At 46.6% G+C, this 17,848-nt stretch carries 15 protein-coding genes; 12 read left to right on the top strand and 3 right to left on the bottom strand.

The window, feature by feature from the left end:
- The first annotated feature begins 92 nt into the window (after positions 1–92).
- From MKY77_RS23940 to MKY77_RS23910, 7 genes are all read left to right on the top strand, one after another.
- Positions 93–1,229 (top strand): acyl-CoA dehydrogenase, encoded by a 1,137-nt coding sequence (locus MKY77_RS23940; RefSeq protein ID WP_339148090.1) that lies wholly within the window; start codon positions 93–95, stop codon positions 1,227–1,229.
- Between the two features lie 442 nt (positions 1,230–1,671).
- Entirely contained in the window at positions 1,672–2,811 is a 1,140-nt protein-coding gene (locus tag MKY77_RS23935) for an acyl-CoA dehydrogenase (protein ID WP_339148089.1), read from the top strand.
- A 19-nt stretch (positions 2,812–2,830) separates the two neighbouring features.
- The gene (locus tag MKY77_RS23930) at positions 2,831–3,487 is read left to right on the top strand and encodes a TetR/AcrR family transcriptional regulator (RefSeq protein WP_339149902.1); all 657 of its coding nucleotides are present in this window, start codon (positions 2,831–2,833) and stop codon (positions 3,485–3,487) included.
- Positions 3,465–6,716: a fused isobutyryl-CoA mutase/GTPase IcmF gene (gene icmF / locus MKY77_RS23925; RefSeq protein WP_339148088.1), complete on the top strand. Its 3,252-nt coding sequence runs from the start codon at positions 3,465–3,467 to the stop codon at positions 6,714–6,716. Before MKY77_RS23930 ends, icmF begins: the two co-directional genes overlap by 23 nt.
- 233 nt (positions 6,717–6,949) lie before the next feature.
- Positions 6,950–7,519 (top strand): DNA-directed RNA polymerase subunit delta, encoded by a 570-nt coding sequence (rpoE, locus tag MKY77_RS23920; protein ID WP_339148087.1) that lies wholly within the window; start codon positions 6,950–6,952, stop codon positions 7,517–7,519.
- A gap of 123 nt (positions 7,520–7,642) precedes the next feature.
- Entirely contained in the window at positions 7,643–7,852 is a 210-nt protein-coding gene (locus MKY77_RS23915) for a hypothetical protein (RefSeq protein WP_339148086.1), read from the top strand.
- Positions 7,853–8,349: 497 nt separating this feature from the next.
- Positions 8,350–9,963: a CTP synthase gene (locus MKY77_RS23910; RefSeq protein WP_339148085.1), complete on the top strand. Its 1,614-nt coding sequence runs from the start codon at positions 8,350–8,352 to the stop codon at positions 9,961–9,963.
- A 299-nt stretch (positions 9,964–10,262) separates the two neighbouring features.
- Here MKY77_RS23910 and MKY77_RS23905 read toward each other — a convergent pair whose 3' ends face one another.
- From MKY77_RS23905 to MKY77_RS23895, 3 genes are all read right to left on the bottom strand, one after another.
- Positions 10,263–10,544 (bottom strand): hypothetical protein, encoded by a 282-nt coding sequence (locus MKY77_RS23905; RefSeq protein WP_339148084.1) that lies wholly within the window; start codon positions 10,542–10,544, stop codon positions 10,263–10,265.
- Positions 10,544–11,107, bottom strand: a complete 564-nt coding sequence (locus MKY77_RS23900) for a GNAT family N-acetyltransferase (RefSeq protein ID WP_339148083.1) — start codon at positions 11,105–11,107, stop codon at positions 10,544–10,546. The genes MKY77_RS23905 and MKY77_RS23900 overlap by 1 nt, the downstream gene beginning before the upstream one ends.
- Before the next feature lie 149 nt (positions 11,108–11,256).
- Positions 11,257–11,799 carry a DUF2529 domain-containing protein gene (locus tag MKY77_RS23895; RefSeq protein ID WP_339148082.1) on the bottom strand — a complete coding sequence of 181 codons (543 nt, stop codon included), beginning with the start codon at positions 11,797–11,799 and terminating at the stop codon, positions 11,257–11,259.
- Between the two features lie 338 nt (positions 11,800–12,137).
- Between MKY77_RS23895 and MKY77_RS23890 the strand changes: the two genes are divergently transcribed.
- From MKY77_RS23890 to glpX, 5 genes are all read left to right on the top strand, one after another.
- A complete protein-coding gene (locus MKY77_RS23890) occupies positions 12,138–12,512 on the top strand; it encodes a response regulator (protein ID WP_237662771.1) in 375 nt (124 codons plus the stop codon).
- Between the two features lie 260 nt (positions 12,513–12,772).
- Complete coding sequence (locus MKY77_RS23885; protein ID WP_064099593.1) at positions 12,773–13,630, top strand: class II fructose-bisphosphate aldolase; 858 nt, start codon at positions 12,773–12,775, stop codon at positions 13,628–13,630.
- Between the two features lie 282 nt (positions 13,631–13,912).
- Entirely contained in the window at positions 13,913–14,557 is a 645-nt protein-coding gene (gene fsa / locus MKY77_RS23880) for a fructose-6-phosphate aldolase (protein ID WP_339148081.1), read from the top strand.
- A gap of 456 nt (positions 14,558–15,013) precedes the next feature.
- Positions 15,014–16,306, top strand: coding sequence for a UDP-N-acetylglucosamine 1-carboxyvinyltransferase (locus tag MKY77_RS23875; RefSeq protein ID WP_339148080.1), 1,293 nt, complete (start codon positions 15,014–15,016; stop codon positions 16,304–16,306).
- A 342-nt stretch (positions 16,307–16,648) separates the two neighbouring features.
- Positions 16,649–17,617: a class II fructose-bisphosphatase gene (glpX, locus tag MKY77_RS23870; RefSeq protein WP_063559259.1), complete on the top strand. Its 969-nt coding sequence runs from the start codon at positions 16,649–16,651 to the stop codon at positions 17,615–17,617.
- Positions 17,618–17,848 lie beyond the last annotated feature (231 nt).

Here is a 17,848-nt window from a genome sequence, read left to right as displayed (position 1 = left end):
GTATTTATCCAACTACTAAAATTAACTACTTTTTCAGTAGCCTAGAGGACAAAGGGGAATTTTTTCAGACAGCAGGAGAGGGGACGAATGGCATGAATTTACGTTTTACAGAAGAGCAGGAAATGGTCCGGAAAATGGTGCGCGATTTCGCGGAAACAGAAATTGCACCTTTCGTGGAAAAAATGGAAGAGGGCGAATTCCCTCGTGAAATATTGAAGAAAATGGCGGACCTTGGCTTGATGGGAATGACAATCCCGGAAGAGTACGGCGGAGCGGGAATGGACTTTCCTTCCTACATCATCGCGATCAATGAGCTTTCCCGCGTGAGCGCAACAGTAGGAGTGATCCTTTCCGTGCACACGTCAGTCGGAACGAATCCGATTCTTTATTTTGGCACAGAGGAACAAAAACAGAAATATGTCACAAAGCTTGCTTCCGGCGAGTACCTTGGCGCGTTCTGTTTGACGGAGCCGAGTGCGGGATCTGATGCAGGGAGCCTCAAGACGCGTGCAGTAAAACAGGGTGACCACTATGTGCTGAACGGCGCGAAGGTATTCATCACAAACGGCGGGCAAGCAGACACGTACATCGTCTTTGCATCCACCAATCCGGAGCTTGGATCTAAGGGGGTTTCCGCATTCATCGTGGAAAAGGATACTCCGGGATTTGTCATCGGAAAAGATGAGCACAAGATGGGCTTGCACGGCTCCAAAACGGTCCAGCTGACGTTTGAAGATGCGAAGGTTCCTGCGGAAAATCTTTTAGGCGAAGAAGGGGAAGGCTTCAAAATTGCCATGGCCAACCTTGACGTTGGCCGAATCGGGATCGCGGCACAGTCCCTTGGGATAGCAGAAGCGGCAGTGCAGGCGGCAACAGCCTATGCAAAAGAACGCGTTCAGTTCGGTAAGCCAATCGCTGCACAGCAGGGTGTTTCTTTTAAACTGGCAGACATGGCGACTTCTGTTGAAGGTGCGAGATTGTTGACGTACCGCGCGGCAAACCTGCGGGCATTAGGCAAGCCTTGCGGTAAGGAAGCCTCCATGGCAAAACTTTTCGCATCACAGACGGCAATGAACGTGGCGATCGAGGCGGTCCAGGTGTTCGGTGGCTACGGCTACACGAAGGATTATCCGGTTGAGCGCTATTTCCGTGACGCGAAGGTTTGTGAGATCTATGAGGGTACGAGCGAGATTCAGAGAATGGTGATAGGGAAGCATTTGGTGAATTGATTGAGGTTGGATGAATTGGAGCGGGGTCTGCGATGGTGATTTTAGGTGACTTCAAAAGGAATGTAGGAATGTCCGAAGATTTGCGGAAGTTGTCCAAAGTTTTTCGATTCTTGTCCGAAGTTTTCGCAAAGTTGTCCAAAGATTCCACGAGATTGTCCAAACCGATTTTTCAATGGTCCAAACACACCACCAAAGTTGTCCGATCACGTTCATAGTTTGTCCGAATCACCTCCAAAAGAACATCAAAAGTGTCCGAAAGCCCTTTTCAAATGTCCGAACGGTTTTCAAGTGCACTTAAAATAGCAAAAAAACGAGAAAAAGTCGTAAAATTGACCACTAAACCATACCAACCGCCGTGCCCGGCCCCGCGATAAGCGAAACCCGGTGCCTGGTGCAGAAAGCAACGGCGTCTAAAAAACTAAATCATCGGGGGATGAAAAATATGAACTTTTTACTTTCTGAAGAGCATGAAATGATTCGCAAAATGGTCCGTGATTTTGCCAAGAACGAAGTGGAACCGACAGCAGCCGAGCGTGACGAGGAAGAGCGCTTTGATATGGATATTTTCAAAAAGATGGCGGACCTTGGTTTGACGGGAATCCCGTTTCCAGAGGAGTACGGCGGAATCGGCAGTGACTACCTGGCTTATTGCATCGCTGTAGAGGAATTATCCCGAGTATGTGCTTCCACAGGGGTAACCCTTTCCGCGCACACATCACTTGCGAGCTGGCCGATCTACAAGTACGGAACAGAAGAGCAGAAGCAGAAATACTTGGTGCCACTTGCACAAGGAACGAGCATTGGCGGATATGGGCTGACAGAACCAGGATCCGGATCTGATGCGGGTGGAATGCGTACAACGGCAAAGCTAGACGGCGACCATTATGTCCTGAACGGTTCAAAAATTTTCATCACAAACGGTGGAATCGCTGACATCTATGTGGTGTTTGCGGTGACAGATCCGTCCAGCAAGCATAAAGGAACGAGTGCATTCATCGTGGAAGCGGATTTCCCGGGCTTCAGCGTTGGGAAAAAAGAACAAAAGCTGGGCATTCGTTCTTCACCGACGACAGAAATCATTTTCGAAGACTGCCGCGTGCCGGTAGAAAACATGCTTGGAGCAGAGGGTGAAGGTTTCAAAGTTGCGATGACGACGCTTGATGGCGGACGTAACGGGATTGCTGCACAGGCTGTCGGGATTGCGCAAGGTGCACTTGATGCGGCCGTTGCATATGCCAAAGAGCGCGTTCAGTTCGGCAAGCCGATCGCAGCGCAGCAGGGTGTTTCTTTTAAACTGGCAGATATGGCGACAACGGTGGAAGCTTCAAGACTACTCACCTACCAGGCAGCTTGGAGAGAGTCCGAGGGCTTGAGCTATGGCTTGGAGTCTGCGATGTCCAAACTTTTCGCTGGAGACACGGCGATGAAGGTGACAACCGAGGCGGTTCAGGTATTCGGTGGCTACGGTTATACGAAGGACTATCCGGTGGAGCGCTATATGAGGGATGCGAAAATTACGCAAATTTATGAAGGAACACAAGAAATACAACGTCTCGTAATCTCCAGAATGCTTACTAAGTAAGTAGGTGACGGACAGGATGATGAAAAAACGTCAAGTACATGCATCCGTAAAAGACGAGCGGCTGATCGAGAAGCGCCGCGACCAGATGATCAAGGGGGCGGTGAGCCTTTTTAAAGAGAAGGGCTTCCACCGCACGACAACAAGGGAAATTGCGAAAGAGGCCGGTTTCAGCATCGGCACACTCTATGAATATATCAGAACGAAGGAAGATGTCCTTTACCTCGTCTGCGACCGGATTTATGACCAGGTGGGCGAGCGCCTGCAGCAGGAGCTCGACATGAAGCGGGGGAACCTGGAGAGCTTGAAGTCCGCGATCCGGTACTATTTTCGGGTGATGGATGAAATGCAGGATGAGGTCCTTGTCATGTATCAGGAGGCAAAATCGTTATCAAAAGATGCGCTTCCTTACGTGCTGAACAAGGAGCTTGCGATGGTGGCCATGTTTGAGCAGGTCATCCGTAACTGCATGACAGCAGAGGACATCGAAATGAAAGAACAGCAGATTCAATTGGTTGCCCATAACATTTTCGTACAGGGCCAGATGTGGGGATTCCGGCGCTGGGTGCTGCACAGGCACTTTGAGCTGGATACCTATATCGAGGGCCAGATTGAACTTTTAGTGCACGGAATTACAAAGGGGGAGAATGTGAAACATGGAAGTATATCGTCCAACTAACCATATTCGTTTTGTGACAGCTTCAAGTCTATTTGACGGGCATGACGCCTCGATCAACATCATGCGCCGCATCATCCAGGCGAGCGGTGCCGAGGTCATCCACCTTGGCCACAACCGTTCCGTGGAAGAGATCGTAAACGCGGCGATCCAGGAGGATGTGCAGGGAATCGCGATTTCCTCCTATCAGGGCGGACATGTCGAGTATTTTAAATACATGTATGATTTGCTGAAGGAAAAAGGTGCCTCTCACATCCGCATTTACGGCGGTGGCGGCGGGGTCATCATTCCTAGTGAAATAAAAGAACTGCATGCATACGGGATCGCTCGCATCTTTTCGCCGGAGGACGGCAGGGAGCATGGACTGCAAGGCATGATCAACTCGATGCTGAAGGATTGTGACTTTATGACGGTCAAATCCCTTGGCGATGAAGTGGAGCGCCTGGATGCCGATAATCATCAGGCGATTGCCAAACTGATTACCTTATCCGAACTGCAGGTGACTTCGGATGAAGAGGTGGCGGCAACGGCCCAAACAGCCCTTGCGAAGGTAAAAGAAAAGCAGAAAACCGTGCCGGTTCTTGGGATTACTGGTACAGGTGGTGCGGGGAAAAGCTCGCTTACCGATGAACTGATCCGTAGATTTATCAATGAAGTACCGGATAAGAAGGTGGCGATCTTGTCCATCGATCCGACGAAGCAGAAGACAGGTGGCGCATTGCTTGGAGACCGCATCCGCATGAACGCCATTTTTAACCCGCGTGTTTATATGCGTTCGCTTGCAACCCGTGGTTCTCGTTCCGAGCTTTCCTTGGCGATCCAAGATGCGATTGCTGTGACGAAGGCGGCAGGTTTTGACTTGATCATCGTCGAGACGAGTGGAATCGGGCAGGGGGATGCAGGGATAACAGAGATCTGCGACATCTCGATGTATGTGATGACAAGTGAGTTCGGTGCGCCATCTCAATTGGAAAAAATCGATATGATCGATTATGCAGACCTGATTGTCATCAATAAATTTGAGCGCAAAGGTTCTGAGGATGCGAAGCGCCAGGTACAAAAGCAGTACCAACGCAGCCGTCTTTTATGGGATAAAGAGCTTGATGAAATGCCGGTATATGGCACGATTGCGAGTCAGTTCAATGACTTGGGCACGAACACGCTTTTTGCCGCGTTGCTTGAGTTAATGAATGAGAAGACGGGTTCTTCTTATGCTAGCAGCCTGCCGACGTCCAAAGATGTGGAAAAACAGAATGTGATCATTCCGAATGACCGTCGCTATTATTTGCGTGAGATCAGTGACACGGTCCGCAATTATCATAAAATGGCTGCTGAGCAAGTCGAGTTGGCACGGAAATTGTTCCAGTTGGATGGGGCGATGGAAGCTGCCAGTGGAGTTGGAAACGAGGAGCTAGTGGCTTCGCTTGCCGAGCTTCGCCGTGAGTACGAGGAAAAATTGACTAGTGATTCACGCAAAATTTTAGCAGGCTGGGAAGAGAAGAAAAAGAAATATTCCGGTGACCAGTTTGTCACAAAAATCCGCGACAAAGAACTCATCACAAAGCTTACTACAAAGACTTTGTCCGGTTTGAAGATCCCGAAAGTGGTCCTGCCGAAGTATGTGGACTATGGGGAGATTTTGAAGTGGGTGTACCGCGAGAACGTCCCTGGGGAATTCCCTTATACGTCCGGTGTGTTCCCGTTCAAACGTGAGGGTGAAGATCCGAAGCGCCAATTTGCAGGAGAAGGAACGCCTGAGCGTACAAACCGCCGCTTCCATTATTTAAGTAAGGATGACGATGCGAAGCGCTTGAGTACGGCGTTCGACTCGGTTACATTATACGGAGAAGATCCGGCAGAACGTCCGGACATTTACGGAAAAGTCGGGAACAGCGGCGTGAGCATCTGTACCCTTGATGACATGAAAAAGTTATATGCAGGCTTTGATCTGTGTGCGCCAAGCACATCCGTTTCAATGACGATCAACGGTCCGGCACCTGTTATTTTGGCGATGTTCATGAACACGGCAATCGATCAGCAGGTGCAAAAGCGTGAAGAGGAACTTGGCCGTGTGTTATCGGTGGAAGAGTTTGCGGAAGTTCGTGCTGTGACCATGCAGACGGTGCGCGGAACGGTGCAGGCGGATATATTAAAAGAAGACCAAGGCCAGAATACGTGCATTTTTTCGACCGAGTTTGCGCTTCGTGTGATGGGGGATATCCAGCAGTACTTTATCGATAAAAAAGTGCGCAACTACTATTCGGTTTCGATTTCTGGTTACCATATTGCTGAAGCGGGTGCGAATCCGATCACCCAATTAGCGTTCACGCTTGCCAACGGCTTCACCTATGTCGAATATTACTTGAGTCGTGGCATGAAGATTGATGACTTTGCTCCGAACCTGTCATTCTTCTTCAGTAACGGATTGGATGCAGAGTACACGGTGATCGGTCGCGTGGCACGCCGTATCTGGGCAACGGTCATGAAAAATAAATATGGTGCCAATGAGCGCAGTCAGAAGCTGAAGTATCATATTCAGACGTCCGGTCGTTCCTTGCATGCCCAGGAAATCGACTTTAACGATATCCGTACGACGCTGCAGGCCTTGATGGCGCTTCAGGACAACTGTAATTCGTTGCATACGAATGCATATGATGAGGCAATAACGACGCCGACAGAAGAATCTGTGCGCCGTGCAATGGCGATTCAAATGATCATCACAAAAGAACACGGATTGGCGAAAAATGAGAATCCATTACAAGGTGCCTTTGTGGTGGAAGAGCTGACAGATCTTGTGGAAGAAATGGTGCTGCAAGAGTTTGAACGCCTGAATGACCGCGGTGGCGTGCTTGGTGCGATGGAGACGCAGTATCAGCGTGGGAAGATCCAGGATGAATCCATGTATTATGAGATGAAAAAGCATACGGGAGAGCTTCCAATCATCGGGGTGAACACGTATAAAAATCCTAATCCGCCTTCTGAAGACGATCTAAATGATATCGAGCTTGCACGCTCCACAGAAGAGGAGAAGCAAACGCAGATCCGAAACCTTGCAGCGTTCCAGGAGCGGAATGCCGCGGAAGTGGAAGAGGCTTTGAGCAGGCTGAAGCAAGTGGCAATCAGCGGCGGCAACATCTTCGAAGAATTGATGGAAACCGTCCGGGTCGCAAGCCTCGGCCAAATCACCACAGCCCTCTACGAAGTCGGCGGCCAATTTAGACGGAATATGTAACAACAAAAACATAAACCATATAGAATTCGACGTGGAGAAAGAAATACCTTTGGGGGTCTGACCCCCCTTTGTTGTTTTTTTCTCTTTTTTATACGTTTTTCATTTTTTTGAGGGAAAGATTTATTTTATGCTGGATTAAACATTGGTATTTTGTTTATAATGAGTGGTATGGATTTTTCTAGGAATTGCTATGAATATTGTCTTTTTACATATATAGAAAGGATGTGCAGACATTGGCATTAAACCATTTAACGGCAGAAGAAGTGCAAGAGATGTCATTGATCGAAATCGCTACTGCTTTATTTAACGAACAGAAGCAGTCTGTGACTTTTGGCGAACTAATTACGGAGATCAAGAAAATCACCGGTTTTACAGATGAAGATCTTAAAGGCAAGTTGTCTCAGTTCTATACAGACCTGAACATTGACGGCCGTTTCATTTGTATTGGAGAAAACCAATGGGGACTTCGTGCATGGTATCCTTATGATCAAATAGAAGAAGAAACAACTCCTCAGGTTAAAGCGAAATCCAAAAAGAAGAAGAAGGCCGCAGATGAGGACGATATCGATGCGGACGAATTCGATGAGTTGGATGAAGAAGAATTGGAATTCGATGATCTGGATGATTATGAAGAGGATGAAGTCGAAGAGGAAGACTTTGACGATGCCGATGATGATGATGATGATGATGCAGACGAAGATGATGACGAAGAGTTTGAAGAAGACCTGATCGAAGACGACGAGTACGAACTTGAAGACGATGAGGAAGAAGAAGTGGATGAGGACGAGGAAGAAAACCTTTAATCACTACTAGTAAACACTCCCCGGGACAAAACGCGGGGAGTGTTTTTTATTGAATCCACCAACAGTGGGAACATTTTCCTTTTTGATGCGTAGAAAAGGAAAAAGTAACCGAAGAGGGGGGGTATGGTGAAAAAACATACGACGTTAGGGAAAGTGACGTATTGGATTGGATTTCTTTTTTTCATTTTTGGGTTTTTTATCAGGTTTGAGATGCTGGACTACTTTGTCCTTGTGCCGAGCAGCTCGATAGCTACGGCCTATATTTTTATCGGCATTTCGCTCCTTTTATCGTCAAATTTCATGATTAAGGGGAAGAAGAGTGAAAATTCGTAAGTTGATTTCAGTCCTTGACTTTTCACCCTGTACTAGGTAGAATCTTTTTTGGGCTCCTTAAAAAAGGACACGTATGATTTGTTAAACATATACACGCTCCCCTTGCTGCAAATGCTGGCAAGTGGGGCGTTTTTTATTTTATTAGTGAATAAACATCCATATGCTGTACCTGAGAAATTAGGGGCAGCTTCATTTTTTAATGGCTGTTTTCGTAAACTTTGTTGCTATTACGTATTTTTAAACCATCCGTAATATTACTTACTGTCGTGCTCTTTTTGCTGGAACACAATTTATATGCATATCGAGAGTATCCAAGTTGTAAAAAGTCCAATTGCCGACTTTTTACTAGTGAATAGCAACAATCTTTGAGAAAAGAGCCTTTTTAATAAATGAATTTCGTGTTTTTAACTAATGATAAAAATGTTAAATGCCTCTCAAGAAGCATGTTCGTTACTTATTACTGTTTTTAAATAAAATTATTTCGAGGGGGAGACAGCATGACAAAGTATATTTTCGTAACAGGTGGCGTTGTGTCATCTCTAGGTAAAGGGATTACTGCTGCATCTTTAGGCAGATTGTTAAAAAATCGCGGATTGGACGTGACGATCCAGAAATTTGATCCATATATCAACGTGGACCCAGGTACGATGAGTCCTTATCAGCATGGTGAGGTATTCGTGACAGGTGACGGTGCGGAAACAGATTTGGACTTAGGTCACTATGAGCGTTTCATCGACATCAACCTGAACAAGTATTCCAACGTGACAACAGGGAAAATCTATTCCACTGTCCTGAAGAAAGAGCGCCGCGGCGATTACTTGGGCGGAACGGTTCAAGTTATCCCACACATCACAAACGAAATCAAAGAGCGCGTGTTCCGTGCTGGCCGTGAGACAAATGCAGACGTAGTCATCACAGAAATCGGCGGAACGGTTGGGGACATCGAGTCACTTCCATACTTAGAGGCAATCCGCCAAATCAAGAGTGACATAGGTCGTGACAACGTCATGTACATCCACTGTACGCTTGTTCCTTATATCCGTGTGGCAGGCGAGTTGAAAACAAAGCCTACACAGCACAGTGTAAAAGAACTTCGCGGACTCGGTATCCAGCCAAACATCATCGTATTGCGTTCAGAAATGCCGATCTCCCAAGACATGAAAGACAAGATTGCATTATTCTGTGATATCGACGAGAAGGCAGTCATCGAATCCATCGATGCCGACACGCTTTACGAAGTGCCACTAGCTTATCAGGCGCAAAACATGGACAACATCGTGGTGGACCATCTGAAGCTTGAGACAAAAGGGCAGGCAGACATGACCGAATGGACGGCACTTGTGAACAAGGTGAAAAACCTTTCCAAGAAAACGACAATCGCCCTTGTCGGAAAATATGTGGAGCTTCAGGATGCTTACCTATCTGTTGCAGAAGCGTTGCGTCATGCTGGTTATGAGTACGATGCAGATGTGAAAATCAACTGGATCAACTCCGAAGAAGTAACTGCTGAGAATGTGGAAGAGCTATTGAACAGTGCGGACGGAATCCTTGTACCAGGTGGTTTCGGCGACCGTGGAGTGGAAGGGAAAATAGAAGCGATCCGCTATGCGCGTGAGAACAAGGTGCCATTCTTCGGTATTTGCCTTGGCATGCAGCTTGCTTCTGTCGAGTTTGCGCGTAACGTTCTTGGATTTGAAGGCGCGCATTCCGCTGAACTTAACCCGGAAACGCCATATCCAGTCATCGACCTTTTACCAGAGCAAAAAGACATCGAGGACCTTGGCGGAACATTGCGCCTAGGACTATACCCTTGTAAGTTGAACGACGATTCCTTGGTACAAAAAGCTTACGCAGACGAAGTGGTCTATGAGCGCCACCGTCACCGCTATGAGTTCAACAACCAATATCGTCAACAAATGGAAGAGTACGGATTCATCTTCTCCGGTACAAGCCCTGACGGCCGCCTGGTAGAAGTAATTGAGATTAAAGACCACCCATGGTTCCTTGCATCCCAATTCCACCCAGAATTCTCTTCCAGACCAAACCGCCCACAACCGCTATTCCGCGACTTTGTGGCAGCATCTTTGAAAAATGCCGAGGTAATGGCGTAATTTTATAGACATACAAAAAGCTCAGAGTTCTAATGCTCTGAGCTTTTCAGATTGTTGAGAAACTATAAACTAGTTTGGTTATCTGTTGGAAGAGTTGATCTTCGTTGCAGGAGCTTCGCTTTCCGCGGGCAGTCCGGAAGCCTCCTCGGGCTACGCCCTGCGGGGTCTTCCATGTCCTTTCCTCCCGCAGGAGTCTTCGCTCCTTCCACTGCGATCAACTAGAGAATTTCATATTTTAAGCTTAGTCTACAAACTGAAAGCCCAGAGTTCTAATGCTCTGAGCTTTTTTTATGTGATTTTTATTTTTTATTCCGATTCGTAGTTTTGTATTTTTCACCTTTGCCATCATAGGTGATCCATTCCCCAACAGGTTCGCCCTTCTCGAAATACCCGGACCGCTTGATGGTCCCATCGGCACGATACCACTCCCAGTAGCCCTCTGGTTGATCATCCATCATTTTACCCTTTGACCACATTGTCTTTCCGTTTGCATGGTATTTTATCGTGTACCCATCGATCACTTCTGATTGCTTTTCCTTCACACCATTTTTGGACGCTACATCGCATTTTTCACTTTCCATCACGAACCTCCAACGATATTAGCAGGGCGAACACTTGGTTGCCACTCGTACAAACAGTGCTTATCCACCATATCTAGTAGTACGAAACCATTCTTCTCATAAAAATCCTTTAACTTCTCGCTGTCTGCCACACAGTCCAACCGGATCTTTGTATACCCACGCTTCTGTATATGTTGCTTGATCCAGTCCAATAGCTGATCACCAAGCCCCTCGCCTTTATGGTCCAGTGAGACGGCCAATTTGTGTAAATAGACGGTATCGGGGGATTCCTCTTGTCCCCAGAGGTGAATATCCCACTCCTCCTGTTGTGCTGATAGCATAAAGGTGGCCACAAGAGGACTTGCTACGCCCATGCTCTGATTGTTTGATTGGTAGAGCACCTTGTAAAAGTACCCCTTTGAAACGAGCTCTAAAATTTCGGCATCCTCAAGCCCGGTGAGGAGGAAGCTCCATTGCTTAGATCCCTTGCTCTTCAAATGGCTAGCCCGGCTCTTGAGCAAGTCCAATATGGACGGACCAGTTTCCGTCGAAGCTTTCTCGATTACTAAATTCTGATACAACACGCATCAAACCTCCCATGAAAAATAACAATAAAGGATTTTTTCGATAAAAAATTGGAAAACCCTTTAAACGAGAGGGGATTTTCATTTTCTGTCGGATTAAGCGGATACTGCATGGTTTTTGTTATTTAATGATATTCAAATGCCTCCGACTACTCCTGTTCTTCCAGTATCTCTTTCAATGTGAATGCCAGCCCATGGTAGACATATAGGGCCACCATGCTGGACGGAAAACCGAATCTATCCCCATCATCTCCAGGGATCAAAGGCTTCTTCAGTTTCATGTCGATATGTACATCGGCCAAATTTTCCAAGGTTTCAGCTTCTGCCGATTCTGTAGCATCAACCACTGTCGAAATTCCGACAATCTCAATGCCAAGCTCCTTCAATGCCTTTGCCGTATTGATTGCTTCTTCATCTGTCGAAAAACGGGACACAATCAACGCACGATCTGTATCGGTGAGATCGTGATAGCTGTCCAGGTCTGATAAAAGTTGAGCCCCTACAAGCGGCTCAGCTCCCACTGTAGCCTCCGCCTCGATCGCTTTCATTTCCTTCACTCCATGGACATAAATGCGTCCGTCCCCGACAGCCGCCTGAGCGAGTAACCTAGCCGCATCCTCAAAGGCAAACTCCTCACTCGAACCAATTCTATTAAACACACCCTGCAACTGCGTCGTAAAAATCTTCAACATCCTAACCATCACACTCCATCACCAAATAAATTACCTGAAATATCACTATTACCATTCCCCAAAAAACCAACAAAAAGAAGGCAGTACGACATGAAGGGCAAAAATCCTAGGGGGGTCTGACCCCTTTTCGTTCCTCTTATTCCTACAAATTTCGACACCAATCAAGTCGGCCGGGGCCTTCTATGTCAAGGGGGAAAGTCCTGCCGGGGTCTGACCCCTTTTGAAAATTTTCTCACTACCAAAAAATTTCCCGGTCGAAAAAGGAGGAAATAAGACTATTATAGTAGAATTAGGTGGGTGGATGGAAACGGATTGATTATATTTAGAAATGGGGTGTAGTGGTGGGTCAAAAATTACTGATTGTGGATGACCAGTATGGGATACGGATCTTGTTGAATGAAGTGTTCCAGAAGGAAGGTTATCAAACGTTTCAGGCAGCGAACGGTTACCAAGCATTAGATATCGTAGAAAAGCATTCACCGGACTTAGTATTGTTAGACATGAAGATCCCCGGGATGGACGGAATTGAGATTTTAAAGAGGCTAAAAGCGATCAATTCCGATATCCAAGTCATCATCATGACCGCTTATGGGGAGCTGGATATGATTCAAGAATCCAAGGATCTCGGAGCGATCACTCATTTTGCCAAACCATTCGATATTGACGAAATCAGAGATGCGGTACGCAAAAATATGCCGCGTCATTCGGTCTGAAACGCAAAAAATCTAACTGAATATTAAAACATTTAAGGTGTTATCGCTTACATGGGGAAACGGCATGCTACAACAGTTGCCGTTTTTCTTCATAGTTGATATGCTAGGTGTTGGATAAAAATCAACCGTCAAGTTTTGACTTTGTTCCTCACCTATACATAACTGGTTTTCCATTTGGTCAAGCTATTTTTATTATGGGTGATATTTTACAAACGGGAAAAACTTTTCGGAGTGAATATAATACGAAGGAGGATGTTATTATGCCTTTAGTTTCCATGACAGAAATGCTGAAAAAAGCAAATGCAGAAGGCTATGCAGTAGGTCAGTTCAACCTGAACAACCTAGAGTTCACACAAGCGATTCTACAAGCGGCACAGGAGGAGAATTCACCAGTTATCCTAGGTGTTTCTGAAGGTGCGGCTCGTTATATGGGTGGCTTCAAAACAATCGTAGCATTAGTTAAAGCGTTAATGGAAGAGTACGGTGTGACTGTACCTGTAGCGATTCACTTAGACCATGGTTCAAGCTATGAATCTTGTGCAAAAGCGATCCACGCTGGATTTACTTCTGTAATGATCGATGCTTCTCACCATCCATTTGAGGAGAACATTGAAACAACTTCTAAAGTTGTAGAATTAGCGCACTTCCACGGAGTTTCTGTTGAGGCAGAGCTTGGGGTAGTTGGTGGACAAGAAGATGACGTTATCGCTGATGGCGTAATCTATGCTGATCCACAAGAGTGTGAAGAGCTAGTAAAGCGCACAGGTATTGATTGCCTAGCTCCAGCTTTAGGTTCCGTACATGGTCCTTACAAAGGTGAACCGAACCTTGGCTTCAAAGAGATGGAAGACATCAACAACCGTGCTGGTGTTCCTCTAGTATTACACGGTGGAACTGGAATCCCTACGCATGACATCCAAAAAGCAATCTCTTTTGGGACTGCTAAAATCAACGTAAACACAGAAAACCAAATTGCATCTGCAAAAGCAGTTCGTGAAACACTTGCTGCAAAAACAGAAGAGTACGATCCTCGTAAATACCTAGGGCCTGCTCGCGACGCAATCAAAGATACAGTAAAAGGCAAAATGCGCGAATTTGGATCTTCCAACAAAGCGTAAATCATAGTTCCCCCTGTTGATTGAAGAGCAAGATGTAAGACTCCTGAGGGAGACAGCGGAAGCTTGAGACTCCGCAGGCGCAGCCGAGGAGACTCATCGCCCAAAGGATAAGCGAACACCTGGAACGGAAATCAACAGGAGTAACAACAGATACATTTATGTTTCAACCAACAAAATAATTCAACCAACAACAAGGCAACCATCACAGAACCGCCACACCAGGCGGTTTTGTTCTATTTTCAATGAAAGCGTAAACAATAAAGGCAAAAGGGAGAGACAAACATGAAATTTTTTATCGACACAGCGAACCTGGAAGAAATTAAAGAAGCGCACGCACTGGGGCTACTTGCGGGAGTAACGACAAATCCTAGTCTTGTGGCAAAAGAAAACATTTCATTCGAAGACCGTCTACGCGAAATCACTGCTTTTGTAGAAGGATCTGTCAGTGCGGAAGTCATTGCCCTTGATGCAGAAGGCATGATCGAAGAGGGGAAAGCACTTGCGGCAATCGCGCCGAACATCACGGTGAAAGTGCCGATGACTCCAGATGGATTGAAAGCGGTAAAAGCATTCAGCGACCTGAACATCAAAACCAATGTCACCCTCATTTTCAACGCAAATCAAGCATTGATGGCAGCGAGAGCGGGAGCTACTTATGTTTCTCCGTTCCTTGGACGCCTTGATGACATTGGACAAAATGGAATGGACCTTGTTTCCACCATTGCTGATATTTTCGCGGTCCACGATATCCCAACGGAAATCATCGCAGCATCCATCCGTCACCCGATGCACATTACGGAGGCTGCCCTAAAAGGTGCGCACATCGCGACCGTTCCTTACAAAGTGCTGATGCAGCTCTTCGGACACCCGTTAACAGACCAGGGCATCGAGAAGTTCTTGGCTGATTGGAATAACCGCCAGCAATAAATTTTATGGCTTTGTTAAAGTTAGTTGTTGATTATGACCTGTTTCTAGCTGGCGATTGGAGCAAAAGGCGTAGACTCCAGCGGGAGAGTAGCGACAATCTTGAGACCCCTCAAGTGTTGCGAGGAGGCTCAAGGTCGCCCCGCGGAAAGCGAAGCCTATTGCGGAAATCAACAGTGACGTTTAACACATCCAATTTTATTAAAGTTTGTTTGCCCCTGCACAGGATGCGGGGGTATTTTTTTATCGATTAAAATAAATTTCGACAAAAAAGATGTGTCGAATATAGGCGTATGGTATCAAATATTACGATTTGATAAAGAATCATGCTTTTTCATATATGAAAATAAATATTTCGTGTAAACTAATAGGTAACGTAAAATTTTACGATTGGTAATAATTGTGTATAATAGACAATAGCACTTTTGGAAACCAACCTCGCCTTGAAGGGAGAACTATATGGAAAAGTTAAAGATTCTTGGTGGTAATAAGTTAAATGGAACCGTACGCGTTAGTGGAGCGAAAAATAGTGCAGTGGCATTGATCCCTGCAACCATTCTAGCGGACTCACCCGTAACGATCGAAGGGTTACCGCAAATATCGGATGTAGAAATTTTAAGCAGCCTACTTGAGGAAATCGGCGGAAGCGTATCATTGGAAGGGGAAGACCTTACAGTCGACCCATCCAAAATGATTGCGATGCCTCTACCAAGCGGAAAAGTGAAAAAACTTCGTGCTTCCTATTATTTGATGGGAGCGATGCTTGGCCGCTTCAAAAAAGCGGTAGTCGGCCTGCCTGGTGGTTGTCATTTAGGCCCAAGACCGATTGATCAGCATATCAAAGGCTTCGAAGCACTTGGAGCAGAAGTTACAAACGAACAAGGCGCCATCTACCTTCGCGCTAAAGAGTTGAGAGGGGCACGCATTTACCTTGACGTGGTAAGTGTAGGCGCAACGATCAACATCATGCTGGCAGCAGTAAAGGCAAAAGGCAGAACCATCATTGAAAATGCTGCAAAAGAACCCGAAATCATTGATGTGGCAACCCTTCTAAGCAGCATGGGAGCAAAAATCAAAGGTGCCGGAACAGATGTCATCCGTATCGATGGTGTCGAAAACCTTCATGGTTGCAAACACACGATCATCCCTGACCGTATCGAAGCTGGTACATACATGATCATGGCTGCTGCAACTGGTGGCGAAATGATCATCGATAATGTCATCCCAACTCACTTGGAGCCACTTATTGCCAAGCTTCGTGAAATGGGCGTGCGCATCGATATCAACAACGACCAGGATCAGGTACTTGTCGTTCCTGGCGAAAAACTGAAGGCGGTCGACGTGAAAACGCTCGTCCATCCGGGTTTCCCGACCGACCTCCAGCAGCCGATGACAACCCTGCTGACAAAAGCAGAAGGAACAAGCATCGTGACCGACACGATCTATTCGGCCCGTTTCAAGCACGTGGATGAACTGCGTCGCATGAACGGCCAGATCAAAGTGGAAGGCCGCTCTGCCATCATCAACGGCCCTGTCCAACTGCAAGGCGCCAAAGTAAAGGCAAGCGACCTCCGTGCAGGAGCAGCACTTGTCATTGCAGGCCTCTTGGCTGACGGACTGACAGAAGTGACTGGCCTTGAGCATATCGACCGTGGCTACAGCCACCTCGAAGAAAAGCTTGAAGGACTAGGTGCAACCATCTGGCGCGAAAAGCTGACAGAAGAAGAAATCGAGCAAATGCAGAATTCATAATTTTATAAGAAAGAGGGAATCCGAGTGGGTTCCTTCTTTTTTTGCGTTGCCACCTGTGGACTGAGTGCAAGGTGAGAGACTTCGGCGGTAGGTTGAGCCCCCTGATGCGTTGTGAGAAGGCTCAAGCACCGCCACCCTGCAGAAAGCGTACACCCGGAACGGTAGGGAACAAGAGTTGTCCGGAAGTATCATATTTGGTTTTTTCATAATTCCACTTTCAAATCTCGACAATTGTGATATACTATTAACGAAAAGTATAGCACAATGCCTTTGGTTGCACAGACAACCTCCAGGCCTAACATAAAATAACTAGATTCATAGAACACAAAGGGAGTGGGACAAATGGAAAGAAGTTTATCCATGGAATTGATTCGAGTGACAGAAGCGGCAGCTTTATCATCTGCACGCTGGATGGGACGGGGAGACAAAGAAAGCGCGGACGGTGCGGCTACTTCCGCCATGCGTGACGTATTTGACACGGTGCCGATGAAAGGGACGGTCGTGATTGGTGAAGGGGAAATGGACGAAGCACCTATGCTCTATATCGGCGAAAAGCTTGGTACCGGCTATGGACCACGCGTCGACGTTGCGGTTGACCCGCTGGAAGGGACTAGCATCGTAGCATCAGGAGGCTGGAATGCACTGGCGGTACTTGCGATAGCCGATCACGGAAATCTTCTTCACGCCCCGGATATGTACATGGATAAAATAGCCGTAGGTCCTGCTGCGGTCGGGAAAATTGATATCAACGCTTCCGTCACAGATAACCTGAGAGCGGTCGCGGAAGCGAAAAACAAGGATATCGAAGACGTAGTGGCCGTCATATTGAACAGACCTCGCCACGAAAAGATCATCGCAGAACTTCGTGAAGCAGGCGCTCGCATCAAGCTGATTGATGATGGAGATGTTGCTGCAGCCATCAACACAGCGTTCGATCATACAGGCGTAGATATCCTGTTCGGTTCAGGTGGCGCACCGGAAGGCGTGATTGCTGCCGTTGCATTGAAATGTCTTGGGGGAGAAATCCAAGGAAAATTACTACCACAAAATGAAGAAGAATTAATCCGTTGCCGCAAGATGGGAATTGAAGACATCGATGCCGTCCTAAGAATGGAAGACCTTGTGCGTGGAGATGACGCGATTTTCGCTGCAACAGGCGTAACTGATGGTGAACTCCTTCGCGGAGTCCAGTTCAAAGGGACAAATGCAACTACCCACTCCGTTGTCATGCGTGCAAAATCAGGAACCGTCCGCTTCATCGACGGCCAGCATAACATCAAGAAAAAACCTAACTTGGTATTCAAGCCTTAATTGTAATTAGGTAATCAACAGGTGTCGATGAATATACTCACAAAACCGTAAATGGAACCTCCCATTTACGGTTTTCCAATATAAATACGTCAAAAAAACTACCCACTCCTCGAATAGTGTACTAGATGACCTACCATTATCGACAGATTTAGAGGAAATACAAGAATATTCCCCAGAAAATAAACGGAACAATCAAAGCTTGTCTACAGAAAATAGTTGCTTAAAAGGGCA

Source organism: Sutcliffiella sp. FSL R7-0096 (assembly GCF_038595065.1).
In the GTDB taxonomy this organism is placed as follows: domain Bacteria; phylum Bacillota; class Bacilli; order Bacillales; family Bacillaceae_I; genus Sutcliffiella_A.
Note: the sequence above shows the minus strand (reverse complement) of the source record. Positions and strands in the feature narration are given on the sequence as shown.

Bases quoted from the DNA above. Each gene is read 5' to 3' on its own strand.
- MKY77_RS23915 (WP_339148086.1), top strand. From the start codon at position 7,643: ATGGTGAAAAAACATACGACGTTAGGGAAAGTGACGTATTGGATTGGA.
- MKY77_RS23885 (WP_064099593.1), top strand. From the start codon at position 12,773: ATGCCTTTAGTTTCCATGACAGAAATGCTGAAAAAAGCAAATGCAGAA.
- MKY77_RS23930 (WP_339149902.1), top strand. From the start codon at position 2,831: ATGAAAAAACGTCAAGTACATGCATCCGTAAAAGACGAGCGGCTGATC.
- icmF (WP_339148088.1), top strand. From the start codon at position 3,465: ATGGAAGTATATCGTCCAACTAACCATATTCGTTTTGTGACAGCTTCA.
- MKY77_RS23875 (WP_339148080.1), top strand. From the start codon at position 15,014: ATGGAAAAGTTAAAGATTCTTGGTGGTAATAAGTTAAATGGAACCGTA.
- MKY77_RS23905 (WP_339148084.1), bottom strand. From the start codon at position 10,544: ATGGAAAGTGAAAAATGCGATGTAGCGTCCAAAAATGGTGTGAAGGAA.
- MKY77_RS23895 (WP_339148082.1), bottom strand. From the start codon at position 11,799: ATGTTGAAGATTTTTACGACGCAGTTGCAGGGTGTGTTTAATAGAATT.
- glpX (WP_063559259.1), top strand. From the start codon at position 16,649: ATGGAAAGAAGTTTATCCATGGAATTGATTCGAGTGACAGAAGCGGCA.
- MKY77_RS23940 (WP_339148090.1), top strand. From the start codon at position 93: ATGAATTTACGTTTTACAGAAGAGCAGGAAATGGTCCGGAAAATGGTG.
- fsa (WP_339148081.1), top strand. From the start codon at position 13,913: ATGAAATTTTTTATCGACACAGCGAACCTGGAAGAAATTAAAGAAGCG.
- MKY77_RS23910 (WP_339148085.1), top strand. From the start codon at position 8,350: ATGACAAAGTATATTTTCGTAACAGGTGGCGTTGTGTCATCTCTAGGT.
- MKY77_RS23935 (WP_339148089.1), top strand. From the start codon at position 1,672: ATGAACTTTTTACTTTCTGAAGAGCATGAAATGATTCGCAAAATGGTC.